This is a genomic window from Halorubrum gandharaense, from assembly GCF_054654575.1.
In genome coordinates, this window is record NZ_BAAIET010000002.1 from 1,067,827 (window position 1) to 1,086,400 (window position 18,574).

Annotated in this window: 17 protein-coding genes; 10 read left to right on the forward strand and 7 right to left on the reverse strand. The window is 66.7% G+C overall.

The annotated features are described in order from the left end of the window. Positions 1-170: 170 nt before the first annotated feature. Positions 171-1,232 carry a glutamine-hydrolyzing carbamoyl-phosphate synthase small subunit gene (gene carA, locus ACYQ07_RS14440; protein ID WP_459882796.1) on the reverse strand — a complete coding sequence of 354 codons (1,062 nt, stop codon included), beginning with the start codon at positions 1,230-1,232 and terminating at the stop codon, positions 171-173. A gap of 96 nt (positions 1,233-1,328) precedes the next feature. On the opposite strand from carA, the gene ACYQ07_RS14445 reads away from it, so the two are divergent. The 6 genes from ACYQ07_RS14445 (at position 1,329) to rqcH (ending at position 9,040) form a co-directional block, all read left to right on the forward strand. Beyond that, positions 1,329-1,742 (forward strand): Lrp/AsnC family transcriptional regulator, encoded by a 414-nt coding sequence (locus ACYQ07_RS14445; RefSeq protein ID WP_459882797.1) that lies wholly within the window; start codon positions 1,329-1,331, stop codon positions 1,740-1,742. 163 nt (positions 1,743-1,905) lie between these two features. Then, positions 1,906-2,112 (forward strand): cold-shock protein, encoded by a 207-nt coding sequence (locus tag ACYQ07_RS14450; protein ID WP_459882799.1) that lies wholly within the window; start codon positions 1,906-1,908, stop codon positions 2,110-2,112. Between the two features lie 960 nt (positions 2,113-3,072). Further along, positions 3,073-3,750, forward strand: coding sequence for a phosphate signaling complex protein PhoU (gene phoU, locus ACYQ07_RS14455; protein WP_459882801.1), 678 nt, complete (start codon positions 3,073-3,075; stop codon positions 3,748-3,750). A 77-nt stretch (positions 3,751-3,827) separates the two neighbouring features. Next, the gene (locus ACYQ07_RS14460) at positions 3,828-5,543 is read left to right on the forward strand and encodes a tRNA uridine(34) 5-carboxymethylaminomethyl modification radical SAM/GNAT enzyme Elp3 (RefSeq protein WP_459882802.1); all 1,716 of its coding nucleotides are present in this window, start codon (positions 3,828-3,830) and stop codon (positions 5,541-5,543) included. A gap of 82 nt (positions 5,544-5,625) precedes the next feature. Next, entirely contained in the window at positions 5,626-6,792 is a 1,167-nt protein-coding gene (locus tag ACYQ07_RS14465) for a mechanosensitive ion channel family protein (RefSeq protein ID WP_459882803.1), read from the forward strand. A gap of 88 nt (positions 6,793-6,880) precedes the next feature. Then, positions 6,881-9,040, forward strand: a complete 2,160-nt coding sequence (gene rqcH, locus ACYQ07_RS14470; RefSeq protein WP_459882805.1) for a ribosome rescue protein RqcH — start codon at positions 6,881-6,883, stop codon at positions 9,038-9,040. Between the two features lie 53 nt (positions 9,041-9,093). On the opposite strand, the gene ACYQ07_RS14475 is transcribed toward rqcH, so the two are convergent. Beyond that, positions 9,094-10,464 carry a serpin family protein gene (locus ACYQ07_RS14475; RefSeq protein ID WP_459882807.1) on the reverse strand — a complete coding sequence of 457 codons (1,371 nt, stop codon included), beginning with the start codon at positions 10,462-10,464 and terminating at the stop codon, positions 9,094-9,096. 159 nt (positions 10,465-10,623) lie between these two features. On the opposite strand from ACYQ07_RS14475, the gene ACYQ07_RS14480 reads away from it, so the two are divergent. Next, a complete protein-coding gene (locus tag ACYQ07_RS14480) occupies positions 10,624-11,817 on the forward strand; it encodes a cystathionine gamma-synthase (RefSeq protein WP_459882808.1) in 1,194 nt (397 codons plus the stop codon). A 16-nt stretch (positions 11,818-11,833) separates the two neighbouring features. Here ACYQ07_RS14480 and ACYQ07_RS14485 read toward each other — a convergent pair whose 3' ends face one another. After that, positions 11,834-12,076 carry a hypothetical protein gene (locus tag ACYQ07_RS14485; protein ID WP_459882810.1) on the reverse strand — a complete coding sequence of 81 codons (243 nt, stop codon included), beginning with the start codon at positions 12,074-12,076 and terminating at the stop codon, positions 11,834-11,836. Positions 12,077-12,286: 210 nt separating this feature from the next. Then, complete coding sequence (locus ACYQ07_RS14490) at positions 12,287-12,751, reverse strand: nuclear transport factor 2 family protein (protein ID WP_459882811.1); 465 nt, start codon at positions 12,749-12,751, stop codon at positions 12,287-12,289. A 139-nt stretch (positions 12,752-12,890) separates the two neighbouring features. Between ACYQ07_RS14490 and ACYQ07_RS14495 the strand changes: the two genes are divergently transcribed. Next, positions 12,891-13,865: a D-2-hydroxyacid dehydrogenase gene (locus ACYQ07_RS14495; RefSeq protein ID WP_459882812.1), complete on the forward strand. Its 975-nt coding sequence runs from the start codon at positions 12,891-12,893 to the stop codon at positions 13,863-13,865. 531 nt (positions 13,866-14,396) lie between these two features. Here ACYQ07_RS14495 and ACYQ07_RS14500 read toward each other — a convergent pair. Together ACYQ07_RS14500 and ACYQ07_RS14505 are read right to left on the reverse strand one after the other, a co-directional pair. Next, positions 14,397-15,341, reverse strand: coding sequence for a DUF6159 family protein (locus tag ACYQ07_RS14500; protein ID WP_459882814.1), 945 nt, complete (start codon positions 15,339-15,341; stop codon positions 14,397-14,399). Positions 15,342-15,452: 111 nt separating this feature from the next. Continuing rightward, a complete protein-coding gene (locus tag ACYQ07_RS14505; RefSeq protein WP_459882815.1) occupies positions 15,453-15,845 on the reverse strand; it encodes a hypothetical protein in 393 nt (130 codons plus the stop codon). 219 nt (positions 15,846-16,064) lie between these two features. Here ACYQ07_RS14505 and ACYQ07_RS14510 point away from each other — a divergent pair, with 219 nt between their 5' ends. After that, on the forward strand, positions 16,065-16,982 hold the full coding sequence (locus tag ACYQ07_RS14510; protein ID WP_459882817.1) for a DUF1028 domain-containing protein: 918 nt from the start codon (positions 16,065-16,067) through the stop codon (positions 16,980-16,982). A gap of 112 nt (positions 16,983-17,094) precedes the next feature. Then, a complete protein-coding gene (gene fer, locus ACYQ07_RS14515) occupies positions 17,095-17,763 on the forward strand; it encodes a ferredoxin Fer (protein ID WP_459882819.1) in 669 nt (222 codons plus the stop codon). Positions 17,764-17,790: 27 nt separating this feature from the next. On the opposite strand, the gene ACYQ07_RS14520 is transcribed toward fer, so the two are convergent. After that, positions 17,791-18,546, reverse strand: coding sequence for a DICT sensory domain-containing protein (locus tag ACYQ07_RS14520; RefSeq protein ID WP_459882821.1), 756 nt, complete (start codon positions 18,544-18,546; stop codon positions 17,791-17,793). Positions 18,547-18,574 lie beyond the last annotated feature (28 nt).

An 18,574-nucleotide genomic window follows, 5' to 3' on the forward strand; every position in this document is an offset into this window, starting at 1 on the left:
GCGAGCGGGAAAGAGGAACTGTCGCGCTGCGAGTCGGCGCGGGCGATGACGCGCCGCGAATCGAGGCGAACGGCGTCGGTCGGGTGGTACTCCGTGGCGGTGTGGGGGACGCCGAGAACGGGGACGGGGACGGGATAGGGTCTGCTTCGAAGGTCCGGTCGTCGCCGTGGTCAGTCGGCAGTGACCGGCGTCCGGTCGTGTGCGAGGTCGAGCACGTCGTCGAAGAAGCTCAGCGAGTCGTGCGGACCGGGGTTCGCCTCGGGGTGGTACTGGCGGGTGATCACGTCGAGCTCCTCGCTGTCGAGCCCCTCGACGGTGTCGTCGTTGACGTTGATCTGGGTGACCTCCAGCGGACCGGTGTCGTCGACCGTGTAGCCGTGGTTCTGGGTGGTCATCACGACCTTGTCCGTCCGGAGGTCACGCACCGGCTGGTTGACGCCGCGGTGGCCGAACGCCATCTTCTTCGTCGAACCGCCGAGCGCGCTGGCGATGATCTGCTGGCCGAGACAGATCCCCGCGAGGGGGACTTCCCCGGCGAACTCGTCGACGACCGTCTGTGCGGCCTCGAAGTTTTCGGGGTCGCCGGGGCCGTTCGAGACGAACAGCACGTCGGGGTCGATGTCGGCCACCTGCTCGGGGGTCGTGTCGTAGCGCAGGACGTGCACGTCCGCGCCGCGGGCGGTGAGCGCCTCGATGATCGACTTCTTGGCGCCACAGTCGACGAGCGCCACGTCGGCGGCGCCGCCGCCCTCGTGGACGGTCGTCTCGGGGACGGTGACGCCCGCGCCGATGTCGATGTGGTCGCTCATCGGCTTGCACGCCTCCATCTCCTCGATCGCGTCCTCCGGCGTCACGTCTTCGCCGGCGACGATGCCGCAGGCCATCGCCCCCTCCTCGCGGACGGTGGTGACGAGCTCGCGGGTGTCGAGGTGGTCGATGGCGGGGACGCCCTCGGCGGCCAGCCACTCGGCGACGTCCTCCGTCAGCTCGCGGGCGACGGCTGCGCGCGGCTGGACGGAGGCCGACTCGAATCGCTCGGGTCGGACGCCGTAGTTCCCGATGAGCGGGTACGAGAAGGTGAGCACTTGCTCGGCGTAGGAGGGGTCGGTGAGCGACTCCTCGTACCCCGTGTACGCGGTCGTGAACACGAGTTCACCACGAGCGCGGCCCGGTGCGCGGCCGCGTGCTTCCAGCACGCGACCGTCGGCGAGCGCGATGTAGGCGTCCGACATTACGAGAAACGTACGGACCGAGCGTAATAAGTGCGTCGTTCGTAGTGTTTCTACGATATTCGTAACGGGTAAGGTGCCGGGAGTGCAACGCCGTGTATGGACGACCTCGACCGGCGCATTCTTTCGATCCTTCGACGGGACGCCCGGACGCCCTACACGGAGATCGCCGAGCGCGTCGGCACCTCCGAGGGAACGGTGCGGAACCGCGTCGACCGCATGACGGAGGAGGGGACCATCGAACGATTCACCGTCACCACCCGGACGGGCAACGTGAAGGCGATGATCGAGATCTCCGTGGAGATGAACGTCGACACCGCCGCGGTCGGCGAGCGCATGGTCGAGTGGGAGGAGGTCGACTTCGTCTGGCAGGTGTCCGGCGAGGAGGACGTGGTGCTCGTCGTCGACGCCGTCGACACGCGCGCGGTCAACGAGCTCATCTCGCAGGCCCGCGAGATGGACGAGGTCAAATCGACGAAGACGCGGCTGATCCTCGACGAGCGCCTCGGGTAATCGGGAGATCAGGTAATTCCGGATTTGCGGCTCCGTTGAGGGCCTGTTCTTCGGATACGGGTGGCAGCAACAGCCGGTCGATGATTGCGAATGGAGTGTGAAGGGTCGTGGTACCTTGACTCGCGGAAGGGTTATCCCTCACTCGGCCCTCTGTTTGGTTGTAATGGCAAACGGTAAGGTTGACTTCTTCAACGATACGGGCGGCTACGGTTTCATTTCGACTGACGACGGCGACCTCGACGACGACGAGGACGTGTTCTTCCACATGGAGGATGTCGGTGGCGAGGATCTCACGGAGGGTACGGAGCTCGAGTTCGACATCGAGTCCTCGCCCAAGGGCCCCCGCGCAACGAACGTCGTTCGACAGTAATACTGCGACACACCTGTCGCTCACAGCGACAGACACCGATCCCGATTTTTCAGACGATAATCCGTTCGAGCGGCTGCCCTCTGCACACTCTGTGTAGCTCGCTGCCGGATCCGGATTTGGCACCTGCTCAGGGTTCCTCAGACACTGAATTCCCAAAGCGCGCTTCCGCAGGAGATTGTTGATGCAACCGCCCGTTCCAGACACCACTCAGTAGTTGGCCGTCAGAACCGCTGTGGCGCACGTTCTTGACCCGTCTCGCTCACAGCAGAATCGCCAGAGGGCTCTCCATCAACAATGTCTACACAAGCGCGTAGCTCAATTTTATGTACGAACCTCTGCCCCAGTTTTGTGGTGTAGCAACCGGGACGTGGGGTAGTGGTATCCCGCTGCCTTGGGTGGAGTGGCCCCGAGTTCGACTCTTTGCACCCCCGTCCCATCCTGTCGCTACTGTTCCACGTTACAGATAGTTACTACTCCCACAGGACGGACATGTCTTACTCTTGGCGACGACACAGTACATGATGTAGATTAATCCAGGAACAACACCGAAGATTAATAACAGAATGGCAATCAGCCAGTTGATTCTCCCCTCCGGCTCGACCTCTTTTTCACAGTTATCGCAGTAAGCCATATGCTATAGTATACCATGCATACTTAACAGCTTTTTGAATATTCAGTATCGACTACTGGCTAATGACCAGTTGTGAATGTGGACTATATCCTCTGTATCTTACACACCGTTCTGCCCAGAGTCAGATAGATCGTGACTCCCAGCGTTGCATCCTTCGCCTGTATAGACCGAATCCGGATCGGAGCTTGCCACTTTTGAGGACTTCAACAGGGACAAAATTATGGAAATTGCCATCTGTTCCGTTCCCACGTTTGTCATCCCTCAATCACCTGCCGTCTGTCGCGGGCGACGTGTTTTAGTGCGTCCGGCGAGCCGTATGCGTATCATCCATGCCACGCGAACAGTATCAGGAGAAACTGGAGTCGCTGCGCGACGACGTGCTCTACATGAGCGAGGTCGTCGCCGAGCGCCTCCGGCTGGCGCTCGACGCGCTCGAACAGCAGGACGCCGAACTCGGCGAGGAGGTCATCACGGGTGACGCGGAGATCAACGAGATGTATCTCGAACTCGAACAGGAGTGTACCGACCTGATCGCCTTACAGCAGCCGGTCGCCGGCGACCTCCGCTTCATTGCGGCGTCGTTCAAGATCATCACGGACTTGGAGCGGATTGCGGACCTCGCGACCAACCTCGGGCGGTACGCCGGCGACGCCGAAAAGGAGGTGTTCCCGGACGTTGACGTCCAGCGGATCGGCGACGAGACGCTGGAGATGCTGGACACGGCGATGGACGCCTACGCAGAGTCGGACCCCGACACCTGCTACGAGGTGGCGGCGATGGACGACGAGCTCGATGCGCTGTGTGAGGCGGCGAGCGAGCTGGTCGTGCGCGACCTGATCAAACGCGAGCAGCTAGACGAGGAGGACGACGACGTCGAGGAGACGATGCGGGACGTGTCCCGGCTGCTGCTCACGATCCGCGACCTGGAGCGCGTCGGCGACCACGCGGTGAACATCGCCGCGCGCTCGCTGTACATGATCGAGAACAACGACGAGCTGCTGTACTGAGCCGGAAAACGAGAACTCACTCGTCTGCACGGCCCGGGGCGACACCCTTAACTCCGAAACCCGTCGAACGTGGGGTAATGAGTGCCGACGCGCCGAGCGACGCGGAGTCCGCCGGCGACGACGAGTCAGCCGCGTTCGTCGCCACCTGTGAGGAGCTAGCCGCGCGTATCCTCGATGGCGAGGTGGACAGTGACAATCTGGAATCCGCAAAACTCGACGCCTGCTCGGAGTTTTCCTCCCCCAAGGTGCCGAAGAACACGGACATTCTCGATCACGCGCCCGCCGACGGCCGCGAGGACGTGAAGGAGGTCGTCCGCCGGAAGCCCGTGCGGACCGCCTCCGGCGTCTCGCCGGTGGCGATCATGACGTCGCCGAAGATGTGCCCCCACGGGAAGTGTCTCTACTGTCCCGGCGGTCCCGCCTCCGAGTTCTCCTCCGCACAGTCGTACACGGGCCACGAGCCCGCCGCCGCGCGCGGCGAGCAGAACGACTACGACCCCTACGGACAGGTGACGCTTCGGCTCGAACAACTCCGGAAGATCGGCCACCCGGTCGACAAGGTGGAGCTGATCCTGATGGGCGGAACGATGACCGCGCGCTCACACGACTATCAGGAGTGGTTCGTGAAGCGCGCGCTGCAGGCGATGAACGACTACGACCTCGACTCGCACCCCGAGCCCGCCGAGGAGGAGTCGTTCGCGCCCGACCCCGAGGAGGTCGAGTTCGAGTATCTGGAGGACGTGATCGCCGAAAACGAGACGAACGCGATCCGCAACATCGGGACGACGTTCGAGACCAAGCCGGACTGGTGTGACCCAGAGCAGATCGACCGGATGCTCGATCTGGGCGGGACCAAGGTGGAGGTCGGCGTCCAGACCACCTACGAGCGGATCAACCGCGAGATGCACCGCGGCCACGGCAACGAGGCGTCCCGCAACGCCAACCGCCGCCTCCGCGACGCCGCGTTCAAGGTGGGTTTCCACATGATGCCGGGCCAGCCGGGGATGACCGAGGAGATGTGCCTGGAGGACTTCCGGCAGATCTTCGGCAACTCCGACTGGCGACCCGACTACCTGAAGATCTACCCGACGCTCGTCGTGCGTGGCACGCGCGTGTACGACCGCTGGCACAACGACGAGTTCGACCCGCTCACCAACGAGGAGGCCGCCGACCTGATCGCCGAGGTGATGGGCGAGATCCCGAAGTACACCCGGCTCCAGCGGGTCCAGCGCGACATCCCCGCGGACTTCATCGACGGCGGCGTCTGGAAGTCGAACCTCCGCCAGCTCGCGGCCCAGCGCGCCGAGGAGCGCGGCATCGAGATCAACGACATCCGGGCGCGCGAGGTCGGCATGAACGAGGCGGACCCCGACCCGGACGCCGTCGAGCTCGACGTGACCACCTACGAGGCCGGCGGCGGGACGGAACACTTCATCGCCTTCGAGGACCCCGTCCGGGACCTGCTCATCGGCTTCTGTCGGCTCCGGTTCCCGTCGTTCGCTCCCGACCAGCCCGGCGCCACGGGCACGGAGTCGGATGCGGTCCGCCGGGAGCTGGAGGACGCCGCGCTCGTCCGCGAGCTCCACGTGTACGGCAGCGAGGTCGCGCTCGGCGGCGACGGCGACTGGCAGCACAAGGGGTACGGCCGCCGGCTGATCGAGACGGCCGAGGAGCTGGCGCGCGACGCCGGCTATCGCAAGGTCGCGGTGATCTCCGGCATCGGCGCCCGCGAGTACTACCGGAACAAGCTCGGCTACACGCAGGACGGGCCGTACGTCTCGAAGCGACTCTGACCCGGGACTTGTCCGGATTCCTCCTCCACGTCGTCCCGGGCTGTCACTTTTAACACCGACGCCCGAGTAACCACGCCGAACCGTGGTTCCAATCCAGAATGGCCCCTCGTTGTCGCCGATCGACCTCCTGACGACGGAGGCACGGGTCGCGATCACGCTGGCGTTGACGCTGGCAGCGATCCTGCTGGGTGCGTATCTGATCCCGAAGGGGATGAACACCCTCGGCCGGGTGATCAAAACCGAGCTGCTCGGCAGCGAGAAGGTTCCCTACGACCCGAAGCGCGTGAGCTGGTTCGTGCCGCGGACGCTCGCCATCCGGGTGTTACAGGGAGTCGTCGTCATCCACTTCGCGCTGGCACTGCTCACCATCTGGGGCTTCGTCGCCACCGCCCAGTTCCTCTTCGACTGGCTCGTCGAGCTCCTGCCGACGTTCATGCAGGTCGTCGTGACGGTGCTGCTCGTCGCGGTGGTGATGGTGGCGAGCGACGTCATCGAACACAGGATCCACGACTACGCCGAGGAGTCCGAGCGGATCGACGAACACGAGGAGGGCGTCGTCCTCCGGACGCTACAGGCCGGGCTGATCCTCTTTGGGGGCGTCGTCGTGCTCACGCTGTGGAACTTCGACTTTCAGGGGCTGCTCGTCGCCGGCGGGTTCGCCGGCATCGTGCTGGGGATGGCGGCCCAGCACACGCTGGGGAACATGATCGCCGGCTTCGTGCTGATGTTCGCCCGGCCGTTCGAGATCGGCGACTGGGTGCTCGTCGACGGCATGGAGGGAACGGTGACGGACATCACCATCATGCACACGCGCATCCGGACGTTCGACGGCGAGACGGTCGTCTTCCCCAACCAGCTCGTCAACAAACAGCGGGTGAAGAACTACTCCGACCGGAGTCGGCTCCGGCTCACGGTGGCCGTTAGCATCGACTACGACGCGGATCTCGCACACGCCGAGTCGGTCGCCGTCGACCGGATCGAGGCGGTCGAGGACGTGCTTGAGGTGCCGAGCCCGGAGGTCGCCTCGACCGACTTCGGCGACAGCGGGATCACCATCGAGCTCCGCTTCTGGATCGAGAACCCGAGCGCCCGCAAGCGCCGGCGCGTCATCTCGCAGGTCGTCTCGACGATCAAGGCGGGCTTCGAGGCGGAGGGGATCGCGATCCCGTACCCACACCGGACGCTCGACCACCGCGACGGCGGCTTCGATGTCGATCTCGACGGGCGGTCGGACGCGGGCGACGGCTAATGCCGAGGGGGGTCAGCGCTGCCGTGTCGCCGGACCACGACCGCCACCACAACGACACGCCTTTTTCCCGTCCGCTTGTGGGACGCGTATGGAACCGAAGCAGGAGCTGTCGAGTATCGACCTCCGTGCGCTCGTCACCGAGCTCGGGCGGTACACGGGTGCGAAGGTCGACAAGGCGTACCTCTACGACGACGACCTGCTCCGGCTGAAGCTCCGGGACTTCGACCGCGGGCGGGTCGAGCTGCTGATCGAGGTTGGTGACGTAAAACGCGCGCACACCGCGGACCCGTCACACGTCGCGGACGCGCCGGGGCGCCCGCCGAACTTCGCGAAGATGCTGCGAAACCGGCTGTCGGGCGCGGATTTCGCCGGTGTCGAACAGTACGAGTTCGACCGTATCCTCACCTTCGAGTTCGAGCGCGACGACGAGAACACGACGCTCGTTGCCGAGCTGTTCGGCAAGGGGAACATCGCCGCGCTCGACGAGACGGGCGAGGTCGTCGGGTCGCTGTCGACGGTACGGCTCAAGTCGCGGACGGTGGCGCCCGGCGCCCAGTACGAGTACCCCGCCTCGCGGCTCAACCCGCTGACGGTGAGCTTCGACGCGTTCACCCGGCACATGAACGAGTCGGACAGCGACGTGGTGCGGACGCTGGCGACGCAGATCAACCTCGGCGGGCTGTACGCCGAGGAGGTGTGTTCCCGCGCCGGCATCGAAAAGGAAATGCCGATCGAGGAGGCCGGCGAAACGGAGTACCGCGCACTGTACGACGCGATCGCCCGGATCGACGAACGACTTCGCTCGGGCGAGGTCGACCCCCGCGTGTACGAGGAGCTCGCGGAGGACGACGGAAACGACGAGGACGGGGACGAGGACCCCGGAAGCGGCCGGGTGGTGGACGTGACGCCGTTCCCGCTCTCCGAACGGGAGGAGCTTCCGAGCACGGGGTTCGACTCGTTCAACGCGGCCGTCGACGAGTACTTCTACCGGCTGGAGCGCGGCGAGGAGACGGCGGAGGCCACCGGCGCGGAATCCTCCCGCCCCGATTTCGAGGAGGAGATCGCCAAACAGGAGCGGATCATCGAACAGCAGAAAGGGGCAATCGAGGGGTTCGAAGAGCAGGCGGAAAAGGAGCGGGAGCGCGCCGAACTGCTGTACGCCCACTACGACCTCGTCGACGAGGTGCTCTCGACGGTTCAGGAGGCCCGCGAGAACGACGTGCCGTTCGACGAGATAGCCGAGACGCTCGAGGCGGGCGCCGAGCGCGGCATTCCCGCCGCGGAGGCCGTCGTCGACGTGGACGGCGAGAACGGGACCGTCACCGTGGAGCTTGACGGCACCGACATCGAGCTCGACGCGAGCGCGGGCGTCGAGGTGAACGCCGACCGGCTCTACCAGGAGGCGAAGCGGATCGAGGGGAAAAAGGAGGGTGCAAAGCAGGCGATCGAGTCCACGCGGAAGGACCTGGAGGAGGCCAAACGACGGAAGGAGGAGTGGGAGCAACGCGACGAGGAGCCGGAGGAGGACGACGGCGACGACGAGGAGGACCATCCCGACGTCGACTGGCTCTCGCGGTCGTCGATCCCGATCCGGAAGGCCGAGCAGTGGTACGAGCGGTTCCGCTGGTTCCACACCTCGGACGGCTACCTCGTCATCGGCGGGCGGAACGCCGACCAGAACGAGGAGCTGGTGAAGAAGTACATGGGCAACCACGACCGCTTCTTCCACACGCAGGCGCACGGCGGCCCCGTCACCCTGCTGAAGGCGGCCGGCCCGTCGGAGTCCGCCGACCCCGTCGACTGGGACGAGGAGACGCTGCGGGAGGCCGCGCAGTTCGCGGTGTCGTACTCCTCGGACTGGAAGGACGGTCGTGGCGCCGGCGACGCCTACATGGTGGAGCCGGATCAGGTGTCGAAGACGCCCGAGAGCGGCGAGTACATCGAGAAGGGGAGCTTCGTGATCCGCGGCGACCGCACCTACTTCGAGGACGTTCCCTGCCGAGTCGCCGTCGGCGTGCAGTGTGAGCCGCACACCCGCGTGCTCGGCGGGCCGCCGTCCGCGATCATCGACCGCACGGAGACGCACGTGACGCTGGAGCCGGGGATGTACGCCCAGAACGACGCCGCGATGATGGTGTATCGCGAGTTCAAGGAGCGCTTTGTCGACCAGTCGTTCGTCCGGAAGGTGGCAAGCGCCGACCTCGTGCAGGAGTTTATTCCGGCCGGCGGCTCGGATATCGTCGACTGAGCTCGGTCAACGGTCGTCGGCGGAACGGAGTGGTTCGACGACGGCGATCCGGGTTACTCCTGTGCGGCGCCGGCGTCGGTCACGCGCCCGGCGAACAGCACGGCGTCAGTGGGGCGGTCGCGGATGAAGAACAGAAACGGCCTGTCGAGCGTGAGGTCGAACGACTCCGGCGGCGCGCTCTCCAGCATCACCACCGCCGTGGCGGCCGCCGCTTCCGTCCCCTCCTCGTCGACGCTGACGAACGCGTCGTGGAACACCTCGTCGATGCCGGGGCCGCCCGACCCCTCGACCATCTCCGAGAAGTCGGCCCCGGGACCGAAGGCGGCTCCCATGCCGAGTTCCTCCAGCGGCTCCCGGAGCTCGGCGTCGAACTCGTACTCGAAGCGGGGCATTCGGAGGTCGCCGGAGGCGTCGCCGAGCGCCTCGAAGATGCCGAACAGCGTTTCGCCGTCGATGTCGGCCTCGACCGACTCGAACTCGCCCTCGTCGGGCACGACGAGCACCATCGACACCTCTCCGCCGACGTAGGGGAGCTCGATCGCCTGCGCCCGTGGCAAGTCGACGTAGTCGGTGCGGAGGTTCTGTTCCATCATGGGGACCTCGGATGTCGACCCGTCGAGCGCGGTGAACGTCGCGTCCGTGGTGTCGTCGGGGTCGAACTCCTGTTCCCAGCTCGCCATGAAGTAGATGGCGTTCGCGAGCACCATGACGGTCTGTGAGGTGATTCCGCCTTCGGGGATCAGGTCCTCGATGCGGTCCTCCGTCGCGTCGGCCACCCACGCGTTGATCCGCTCGCGCTCGCCCTCGGGGTCGCCCGCGAAGTCGGCCTTCTCGTAGCCGCCTCTATAGTGGTTGTCGACGAGTTCGAGAAAGTCGCCGTCGACCGGGAACCCCTCGTCGCCCCACAGCGCGTTGGCGACGGAGAGCTGGAAGGCGTCGGTTTCGGCGTCCTCGTCGTCGTCCGGCATCGGGTCCTCGGTCGTCTCACGCTCGTCGAGCTCGGCCTGGAGGTCGGAAAAGGCCGGGTGCGTCTCCTCGGCCAGCGAGAAGCTGAGCGTCTCCCGCATCGCGCGCTCGGCGTCAGCTGCCGCGCCGGCGTACGTCATCGCCAGCGCCATCGAGACGCTGTACGGCGAGTAGAACACGTTGCCGGCATCGTCGTCCGCGACGAACTCGTGGTGGAGGTCCATCGCGAAGCCGGCGTTGCCAGCCACGAGTTCACGGAGTCGCGGGTCCTCGGCGCTCGGCTCTCCGGTCGGGAGCGCGTCAGGTTCGTCTCCGTCGCCATCACCGTCGGGCGGCGTCTCGGTCGGCGTGTCAGTTTGGGTGGGTGTCGACTCCTCGCCGGTCGGCGCGTCCACGCAGCCCGCGAGCGCGGCGGCCGCCAGCATGCCGGTCGCGGAGAGGAGGGCTCGTCGGTCCATGGACGACGCTACGCCAGCCACGGGTAAGTGCTTTCCAGAGACACAAAGGAGCGTTTGCGTCATCGTCCGCCGACCGGAGTCGCCGGCGTCCGCGTCCGAAACCCCGGCAACCCCGCCGCGAAGGACAAGAGTGACACTCCCGGCCGGCAACGTCGGAGTATGAGCGACGATGCCGACCACGACGAGCATCCCGAGTACGACGACCTGCACTTCGAGACACGCGCCATTCACGCCGGCCAGGAGCCGGACCCGGAGACCGGCGCGCTGATGACGCCCATCTACGCCAACTCCACGTACAAGCAGTCGGCGCCGGGCGAACACACCGGCTACGAGTACAGCCGCACCGGCAACCCGACACGGACGGACTTAGAGGAGAACCTCGCCTCGCTGGAGTCCGGGAGCCACGCCCGGTGTTTCTCCTCGGGGATGGGCGCCATCAACACCGTGCTCAACACGCTCGAAGCGGGCGACCACGTCGTCGCCGGCGACGACGTGTACGGCGGCACCCACCGCATCCTCACGCAGGTGTACGAGCAGTTCGACCTGGAGACGACGTTCGTGGACACGACGGACCACGACGCCGTGCGGGGCGCGATGCAGGACAACACGGAGCTGCTGTGGGTGGAGACGCCGACCAACCCGCTGATGAACGTCAACGATATCGCCGCACTCGCGGACATCGCCCACGAGCACGACGTGCTGTGTGGGGTCGACAACACGTTCGCCACGCCGTACCTCCAGCGGCCGCTGGAGCTCGGCGCCGACGTGGTCACCCAGTCGCTGACGAAGTACCTCGGCGGCCACTCCGACACCATCGGCGGCGCGCTGATCACGGACGACGCCGAGCTCGACGAGGAGTTCGGCTTCTACCAGAACTCGGTGGGAGCGACGCCCGGTCCCTTCGACGCGTTCCTCGTGCTCCGGGGGACCAAGACGCTCCCCGTGCGGATGGACCGCCACTGTGAGAACGCGCAGGCGCTCGCCGAGTGGCTCCACGACCACGAGGACGTGGCCCGCGTCTACTACCCCGGACTGGAGAGCCACCCACAACACGAGCTGGCGGCCGAGCAGATGGACGACTTCGGCGGGATGCTCTCGTTCGAGTTCGAGGGAACGCTCGAACAGGGGTCGACGGTCGTCTCGGAGACGGACGTGTTCACGCTCGCGGAGTCGCTCGGCGGCGTCGAGAGCCTCATCGAGCAGCCCGCGGCGATGACCCACGCCGCGATTCCGCGAGAGGAGCGGCTCGCCGCCGGGCTCACCGACGGGCTCATTCGCGTCTCCGTCGGCGTCGAGCACGTCGACGACCTGACGGCTGACCTCCAGCAGGCGTTCGACGCCGCACTCGAGTAGTCCCCTTCCGCTCCGCCTACTCGCGGACTTCGAGCAGGTCCGCGTTGTGGACGAGCAGGTCCTTACCGTCGGGACCCTCCAGACACCACGACTGCCCCGGGAGGTCCTCGTCGTTCGCGTCGCTTTCGACGGCGAGCAGCGACGACGGGTCCCGTCTCACCGACTGTGAGTCGACGGGGACGCCGTCGACCTCGCCCGCGGCGGTCCACTTGCCCGCACCGTTTCCGTCCGCGGGAGCCGTTCCCCCGTCCGGTGACATGGCTTGTGGCGTCGGAGGGCCGGGCGCCGTCGCCGGACGACGACGGAACGTCGCAAGGTGTACAAACATGACGAAACCTACGGAGAGGTGACGGATAACGTCTCGTGCCAACAACGAGCGGTGTTCCGTCGAATGATCTGTTTTGTTCCGTGAAATAAATCGTCCCCTCGCCCTTCCCCTTCCCCTCCCTCACTCCCGAGATCCTCGGGGTCAAACCTCGTCGCGGTCGGTGAATGTGTACCGGCGGGCGATGACGCCGCCGTCGAACTCGTGGAAGTCCGCGAAGCCAAAGCTGACGCGGTCGCCGTCCTGGATGCCCGAAAAGGTGCCGCGAACGGCGACCGTGGGGCCGGCGGGCGCCGTGGCGTTCGTGTGGTCGTCGCCGGACTCGTCGCTTCCGTCCCCATCGTCGCTCGCCGTCTCGTTCGGCGGGTTCACCACCACGGAGTGCACCTCGTGTGTGCCATCCTCCAGCGGACGACCGGTCTCGTAGAACTCGCGAAACGCCGCCTTCCCCTCGATGGGGGGCTGTCCGGGTCGCTCGTACACCACGTCGTCGTCGAACAGGTCGAACAGCTCCTCGTACGCCTCCGCGTCGACCACCTCGTAGTAGCGCCGGACGAGGCGCGCGGCGTCGGCAGGGGTCGTGCCGGGATCGCCGTTCGTGTCTCCCATACATCACGTCCGCGGGCAGGGGCGATAAGCGCTCCGCACCCGGGAGGCCGCCGATCGCGGCGCTGCGCTCGGCGGCCCCCTTACCGCACCCACCGCTCGGGCATGGACGCTTTTGTACCGACGCGCCGTGGGATCGCCCATGTCCGATCCCGACATCGTCGTGTTGCGACAGACGATCCACGGCACCGGCGGCCCCGAGCTCGCCGCCGAGATCCGCGAGCGACTCCCCGACCAGCGGGTCGCGCTGGCTCGCACGCCGGCGGAGGAGCGCGAGCTGTTGAAGACGGCGCGAATCGCCGTGGGCTTCGACATCGACGAGGAACACCTTGCCGCCGCCGAGAACCTGGAGCTGTTCGCCTGTGTGTACGCCGGCACCGGCCACCTGCCGCGGGCGGCGTTCGCGGAGCACGGCGTCGCGCTCACGAACGCCTCGGGCGTGCACGGGCCGAACATCGCGGAGTACGTCGTCGGCGCGATGATCGGTCACGCCCGGGAGTTCCACCGCGCGCGCGACCAGCAGGAGCGTCGGGAGTGGCGCAGCTACCCCTCGACGGAAGTGTACGGCTCCCGCGTGGCGGTCGTCGGGCTCGGCGCCATCGGCGAGACGGTCGTCGACCGGCTCGCGGCCTTCGACTGTGAGACGGTCGGGGTCCGCTACACCCCTGAAAAGGGCGGCCCGATGGACGAGGTGTACGGCTTCGACGAGTTCCACGAGGCGGTTGCCGACGCGGAGTACGTCGTGCTCGCCTGTCCGCTGACGGGGACGACGGAGGGGCTCGTTGACGCCGACGTTTTCCGCACCCTGCGGCCCGACGCCGTGCTCGTCAACGTCGCTCGCGGGAAGGTGGTCGACACCGACGCGCTGGTGGGAGCCCTCCGGAGCAACGAGATCCGGAGCGCGGCGCTCGACGTGACGGACCCCGAGCCGCTCCCCGAGGACCACCCGCTGTGGGGGCTTCGGAACGTGACGATCACCCCGCACAACGCCGGCCACACGCCCGTCTACTTCGAGCGCGTCGCCGACATCCTCGCGGCAAACGTCCGCGCGCTGGAGGACGCCGCCGAGAAGGGCGCGACCCCCGGGGACGCCGACCTCCGGAATCGGGTGGAGTGAGCCGGCGGCGGCGTGGGCGTTCACCCCGCTTATAAGTGGCACTTCGGGTGCCGAGTAGCAGCGACTTTGTGAGGCTGTGGCGCGCGCGAGAAACGCGCGCGAGGGAGGCGGGAGCGCGCCGGCGAGCGGTGCGGTTTCGCCGGCGTGCTCTCCGCCGAGGCTGGGGAGGCGTGAGGTGCGGGTGCGGTGCTGGACGGGACTCAAAGGGGCAGCCGTTCCCGCCGCAGGCGGGAAACAGCGAGTCGGTCCTTCGGACCGTCTCGCCCGTGGTCCGGGACGACGGAAGTCGCAGCCGGCGAGCGCAGCGAGCCGGACCGTCTTCCGGAACCCTCGACCGGAGCCGGCTGGGGCTTTGGAGCTGTTTACTGTCGCACTCTCCGTGCCGACAAGTTAAGAGGAGCCGGCTGGGGCTTTGGCGGTGTTCGTCGCCGTGTTCACCGCAGCAACCACTTAAGAGGCGCTGACTGGCACGTAAAAGGCGTTCGCCGTCGAACTCCACGCTTCAACCACCCCACATTCCACGTATCCCACTTATAAGCGGTCCGTGGAGCCCGCCGAGCCCGGCGACGCTTTCCCCTCGGTCCGGCCGCCGAGCGTCTCGAACTCGAAGTTTTCGAACTGCTCCGGGGTCTGCCCCTCGACGGCGTAGACGTACAGCGCGGTCTTGGCGATCCCCCAGATCGTCTGGCTCACGAGGTAGGTGGTGACGACCACGCCCCCCAACAGGAGGACCATCAGGACGATCCCCGGACCGGGGAACACGGCGGCGACCGGCACGGAGACGAGGAGGGCGCCGAGCGCGAGCACGACGCCGAACAGGGCGACGACCAGCGTGATCCCGAAGCCGGCGCCCAGCGTCTCACCCCACGTGTCCCGGAAGGCGCTCGCGCTCCGGGTGAACATCGACTTCACCGACACGTCCTCGAAGACGATCACCGGGACGATGAAGAACGTCATGATCGCCCAGCCGACGGCGAAGAGGCTGCGGAGGATGGCCGCGATCGGGTTGTCGGAGTTCTCCATCGACTTGAGGATCACGCTCACGGTCGCCGAGATCACCGACCAGACGAGGATGGGACCGAGACGGTCGGCGACCGCCGCCGTGCTCGCGCGCACGCTCGGCTCGCGGCCGTGGAACGCCTCGTTGGCGGCGTGGACGAGCGCGCACGCGAAGTAGGTGCTCACGAACGTCGTCAGGAAGTAGAGGACGAACAGGACGACGTACTCCAGCCCGCTCCCGATCATGTTCGCGACGAGAACCGGGACGAACAAGAGGACGAAGAAGGCGGCCGACGCGATGCTCGCCAACAGCGGAAACACGAGCAGTTTCGGGTGATCGCGGATCACGCCGGCGCTGTCCTTCGTCAGCGTCCAGCCCGTCTTGAGCCGGTCGAGAAAGCCGAGGCGGCCGGCGCCGCTCGCGCCGCCCGAACCGCCGCCGCTCGACCCGGCGTTGGGATTGAATCCAGTGGACATATCGGAGACGTTGGGCAATATCCCTCTTAAGAGCTTGCACGCTGCCGTCACTCACGCGGGAGAACTCGAAAACGTCAGCGTTCGCCGCCAGTCACCCCGGCGCCCGCCGGCTCACTTGCGGTCGACGCGGTCGCGCAGCTCGTCGAGCTCCGCCTGAAGCTTGTCGATCGCCTCGGTGGTCTCCTTGCGGACCTCGTCGCCTTTCTTGTCGACCTGCGCGCGGAGGGTGTCAAGTCGCTCTTCTAGGTCATCGATGGCCTCGTTGGCCTCCGTGCGGGCGCTCTCGCTGGCCTGCTTCGAGCCGTCGACGAGCTCGTCGAGCTCGTCCTTCGTTCGCTCTCGAAGCGTGTCGAGTCGCTCGCCGAGCGCGTCGAGCTTCTCGCCGGCCTCGTCGCGGAACGTGTCGCCGAGCTCCTGGGACTCGTCGACGGTCTCGTTGATCTCCTCACGGACGCGTTCGATGCCGCGGTCGATGCGCTGGAACCGGTCTTTCTTTTCAGTCATGCTGTGTTCGTACATCTCCGGGCGGACACTTAAAAGCAGGCGCCGACGCCCTCCCGAAATCCCCGTCCAGCACCCGGATTACCGGCGACGGCGGACGCCGTCGAGCGCACGCACGACGGAGCAACCGAACGGCCGGCCGACCCCGCCGCCGAACGGCCGACCGCCTCCGCACCGCGCCGCGGCGTCAAGCCTTTTGAGGGAGGCCGACGCACCGTGGGTATGACGTTCTCCATCGTCGCACGTGATCCCGACACGGACGCCGTCGGCATCGCCGTTCAATCCAAGTTCATCAGCGTCGGCTCGGTCGTGCCGTTCGCGGCCGCGGACGCCGGCGCGATCGCCACGCAGAGTTTCGCCAACGTCGCGTACGGCCCCGACGGACTCGACCACCTCCGAAAGGGGCTCACCGCCGAAGAGACGGTCGAGAAACTCGTCGAGAACGACGACGAGGCCGCCTCGCGACAGGTCGGCGTCGTCGGTCAGGACGGCTCGGTCGCCGCCTTCACGGGCGACGAGTGTCTCGACGTGGCCGGCGACATCCAGGGCGACGACTACACCGTCCAGGGGAACATCCTCGAGAACGAGGAGACGCTGTCGGCGATGGCCGGCGCGTTCGAGTCGACCGAGGGCGGCCTCCCCGAGCGACTGCTCGCCGCGCTGTACGCCGGCGAGGACGCCGGCGGCGACTCCCGGGGCAAGCAGTCGGCCGCACTGTACGTCGCCAAGCCGGAGGGCGGCTACGACGGGAAGAACGACCGCTGGGTCGACGTGCGCGTCGACGATCACGAGACGCCCATCGCGGAGCTGGAACGCGTGTTCAAGCTGTACGACGTGACGCTGCTCTCGCGGGCCGAGCCCGACGACCTGCAGACGCTCTCGGGTGCCACGGCCAAGGAGGTCACCAGCGCGCTCGTCGACCTCGGCTTCCATCCCGGCGAGCCGGAGCCCGTCTTCGACGCGCCGGAGCGTGACGCCTTAGAGGAGTTCCGCGGCGTCAACAACTTCGAGAACCACTCGCTCGACGTGCTGGAGGACGCCATCGCGCGCGGCTGGGCGGAGACGGATCCCGAGATCGACGACGAGGCGCGGCTGGTCGACGCCATCTGGCACGGCCTCAAGCGGCTGCCGCGGGAGTAGCGCCGCTTCTCCGGCCACTCACACCCACCATCCACGCCGGCCACCCACACCGGCAGCCCCGACCCGTTGAGCGGGGTTTATCCGTCTCAAACGGCTACGCTCGGACGACTCGATGGTCTCCCCGTTCGACGTGCTCGGTCTCGACCCCGACGCCGACGACGAGGACGTCAAACGGGCCTACCGCGAGCGCGTCAAGGACGCCCATCCCGACCAGGGTGGGAGCATGGAGGAGTTTCAGCTCGTCAGGCGTGCCTACCGGGAACTTTCCGAGCGCGACCTGAACGGCGACGCCGACAGCGACGGCGCGACGGCGGCCGCGGACGTGGACCTCACCGACGAGGGGGAGGACGCCGCCGGACTCGCCGCCGCGCGCGTCACCTACCTCGACTACGAGGTGGTCGACGACTACGGCTGGTCACTCGACGATGAGGACCTGTTCACGAAGGCGTCCGGTGCCTCCCTCGCGCCCGAGGACCACGGGCGGCTGCTGGTGAACCCCGAGGAGACGCTGCTTGAGGCCGCGGAGAATCGCGGGTTCGCGTGGCCGTTCTCCTGTCGTGGCGGCGCCTGCGCGAACTGTGCAGTGTTTCTCGCCGAGGGGGAGCTCTCCCAGCCGGCCAACCACATCCTCCCCGAGGAGCTCACCGAGCGCGGCTTCCGGCTCTCGTGTAACGGCTACCCCGCCACTGACGAGCTGAAAGTCGTCTTCAACGTCAAACACCTCCCGGAGCTCGACGACCTGATACTCCCGCCCGGACCGTTCACGAAAGTCCGGAAGTGAGCGTAGGGGGTAGGATACTCCCGCCAGTCAGAGGTTCGCTTGGATGTAGTCGGCGATCTCGGTCACCAGCTCCTCGCGGTACGTCCAGAATCCGACCCACTCGTTCGGGCCGTCCTCCAGCGCGAGCAGCGCGACGTGGCCCTCCTCTCCCGCCGACGGCGTGTACACCACGAACCAGGAATCGAGGAAGTCCTCGCTGTATCCCGTATGCGCGACGATGGAGGAGTCCGGCGCCGGCTCCCATCCCGGCGCGCCGTACACGTGCACGTCCACGTCCGTGTCGTCGAGCCGCTGGTACACCTTTCGGGTGCCGATCTCGTCGTCGATCCGCGCGAGATGCTGAAACGACGCGCGGAGGGTGCCCTCCTCACGGAGCCACGCGCGGCGCTCAATGTACCTGGAGATCAGAATCAGCAGCATCTTCTCCGAGTTCGACTCCGGATAGCCTCGGAAGCGAAACGGCGTCTCGTCGAGGTTCTCGAGGATCGACAGCGGCTCTATCTCCTCCAGTCCTCGCGTCCCCGTGATGAAGAGGTCGGAGTTGACGAGCAGGATCTCGTTGGCTATCTCGTCGAGGGTACAGCTTTCGACCACGACACCGTCCTCGACAAGGAGGACGGTGTCGTCGGTGCCGTCCGGCAGATGCTCCTCGCTCACGGAGACCGTCTGGCCATCGAACAGCCGCACCAGCATCCGCTGGAGCGGGTCGGGCGCCTTTCGGTTCACGACGACGACCGAGCGCTCCGGGCGTTCGGCGGCATCCAGAAACTGCCAGAGGCTCATCGACAAGCGCTACGCCCGCGCCACACTT

Bases quoted from the DNA above. Each gene is read 5' to 3' on its own strand.
- ACYQ07_RS14505 (WP_459882815.1), bottom strand. From the start codon at position 15,845: ATGACTGAAAAGAAAGACCGGTTCCAGCGCATCGACCGCGGCATCGAA.
- ACYQ07_RS14445 (WP_459882797.1), top strand. From the start codon at position 1,329: ATGGACGACCTCGACCGGCGCATTCTTTCGATCCTTCGACGGGACGCC.
- ACYQ07_RS14475 (WP_459882807.1), bottom strand. From the start codon at position 10,464: ATGGACCGACGAGCCCTCCTCTCCGCGACCGGCATGCTGGCGGCCGCC.
- carA (WP_459882796.1), bottom strand. From the start codon at position 1,232: ATGTCGGACGCCTACATCGCGCTCGCCGACGGTCGCGTGCTGGAAGCA.
- ACYQ07_RS14500 (WP_459882814.1), bottom strand. From the start codon at position 15,341: ATGTCCACTGGATTCAATCCCAACGCCGGGTCGAGCGGCGGCGGTTCG.
- ACYQ07_RS14495 (WP_459882812.1), top strand. From the start codon at position 12,891: ATGTCCGATCCCGACATCGTCGTGTTGCGACAGACGATCCACGGCACC.
- ACYQ07_RS14520 (WP_459882821.1), bottom strand. From the start codon at position 18,546: ATGAGCCTCTGGCAGTTTCTGGATGCCGCCGAACGCCCGGAGCGCTCG.
- ACYQ07_RS14485 (WP_459882810.1), bottom strand. From the start codon at position 12,076: ATGTCACCGGACGGGGGAACGGCTCCCGCGGACGGAAACGGTGCGGGC.
- ACYQ07_RS14490 (WP_459882811.1), bottom strand. From the start codon at position 12,751: ATGGGAGACACGAACGGCGATCCCGGCACGACCCCTGCCGACGCCGCG.
- ACYQ07_RS14480 (WP_459882808.1), top strand. From the start codon at position 10,624: ATGAGCGACGATGCCGACCACGACGAGCATCCCGAGTACGACGACCTG.
- phoU (WP_459882801.1), top strand. From the start codon at position 3,073: ATGCCACGCGAACAGTATCAGGAGAAACTGGAGTCGCTGCGCGACGAC.
- rqcH (WP_459882805.1), top strand. From the start codon at position 6,881: ATGGAACCGAAGCAGGAGCTGTCGAGTATCGACCTCCGTGCGCTCGTC.
- fer (WP_459882819.1), top strand. From the start codon at position 17,095: ATGGTCTCCCCGTTCGACGTGCTCGGTCTCGACCCCGACGCCGACGAC.
- ACYQ07_RS14450 (WP_459882799.1), top strand. From the start codon at position 1,906: ATGGCAAACGGTAAGGTTGACTTCTTCAACGATACGGGCGGCTACGGT.
- ACYQ07_RS14460 (WP_459882802.1), top strand. From the start codon at position 3,828: ATGAGTGCCGACGCGCCGAGCGACGCGGAGTCCGCCGGCGACGACGAG.
- ACYQ07_RS14510 (WP_459882817.1), top strand. From the start codon at position 16,065: ATGACGTTCTCCATCGTCGCACGTGATCCCGACACGGACGCCGTCGGC.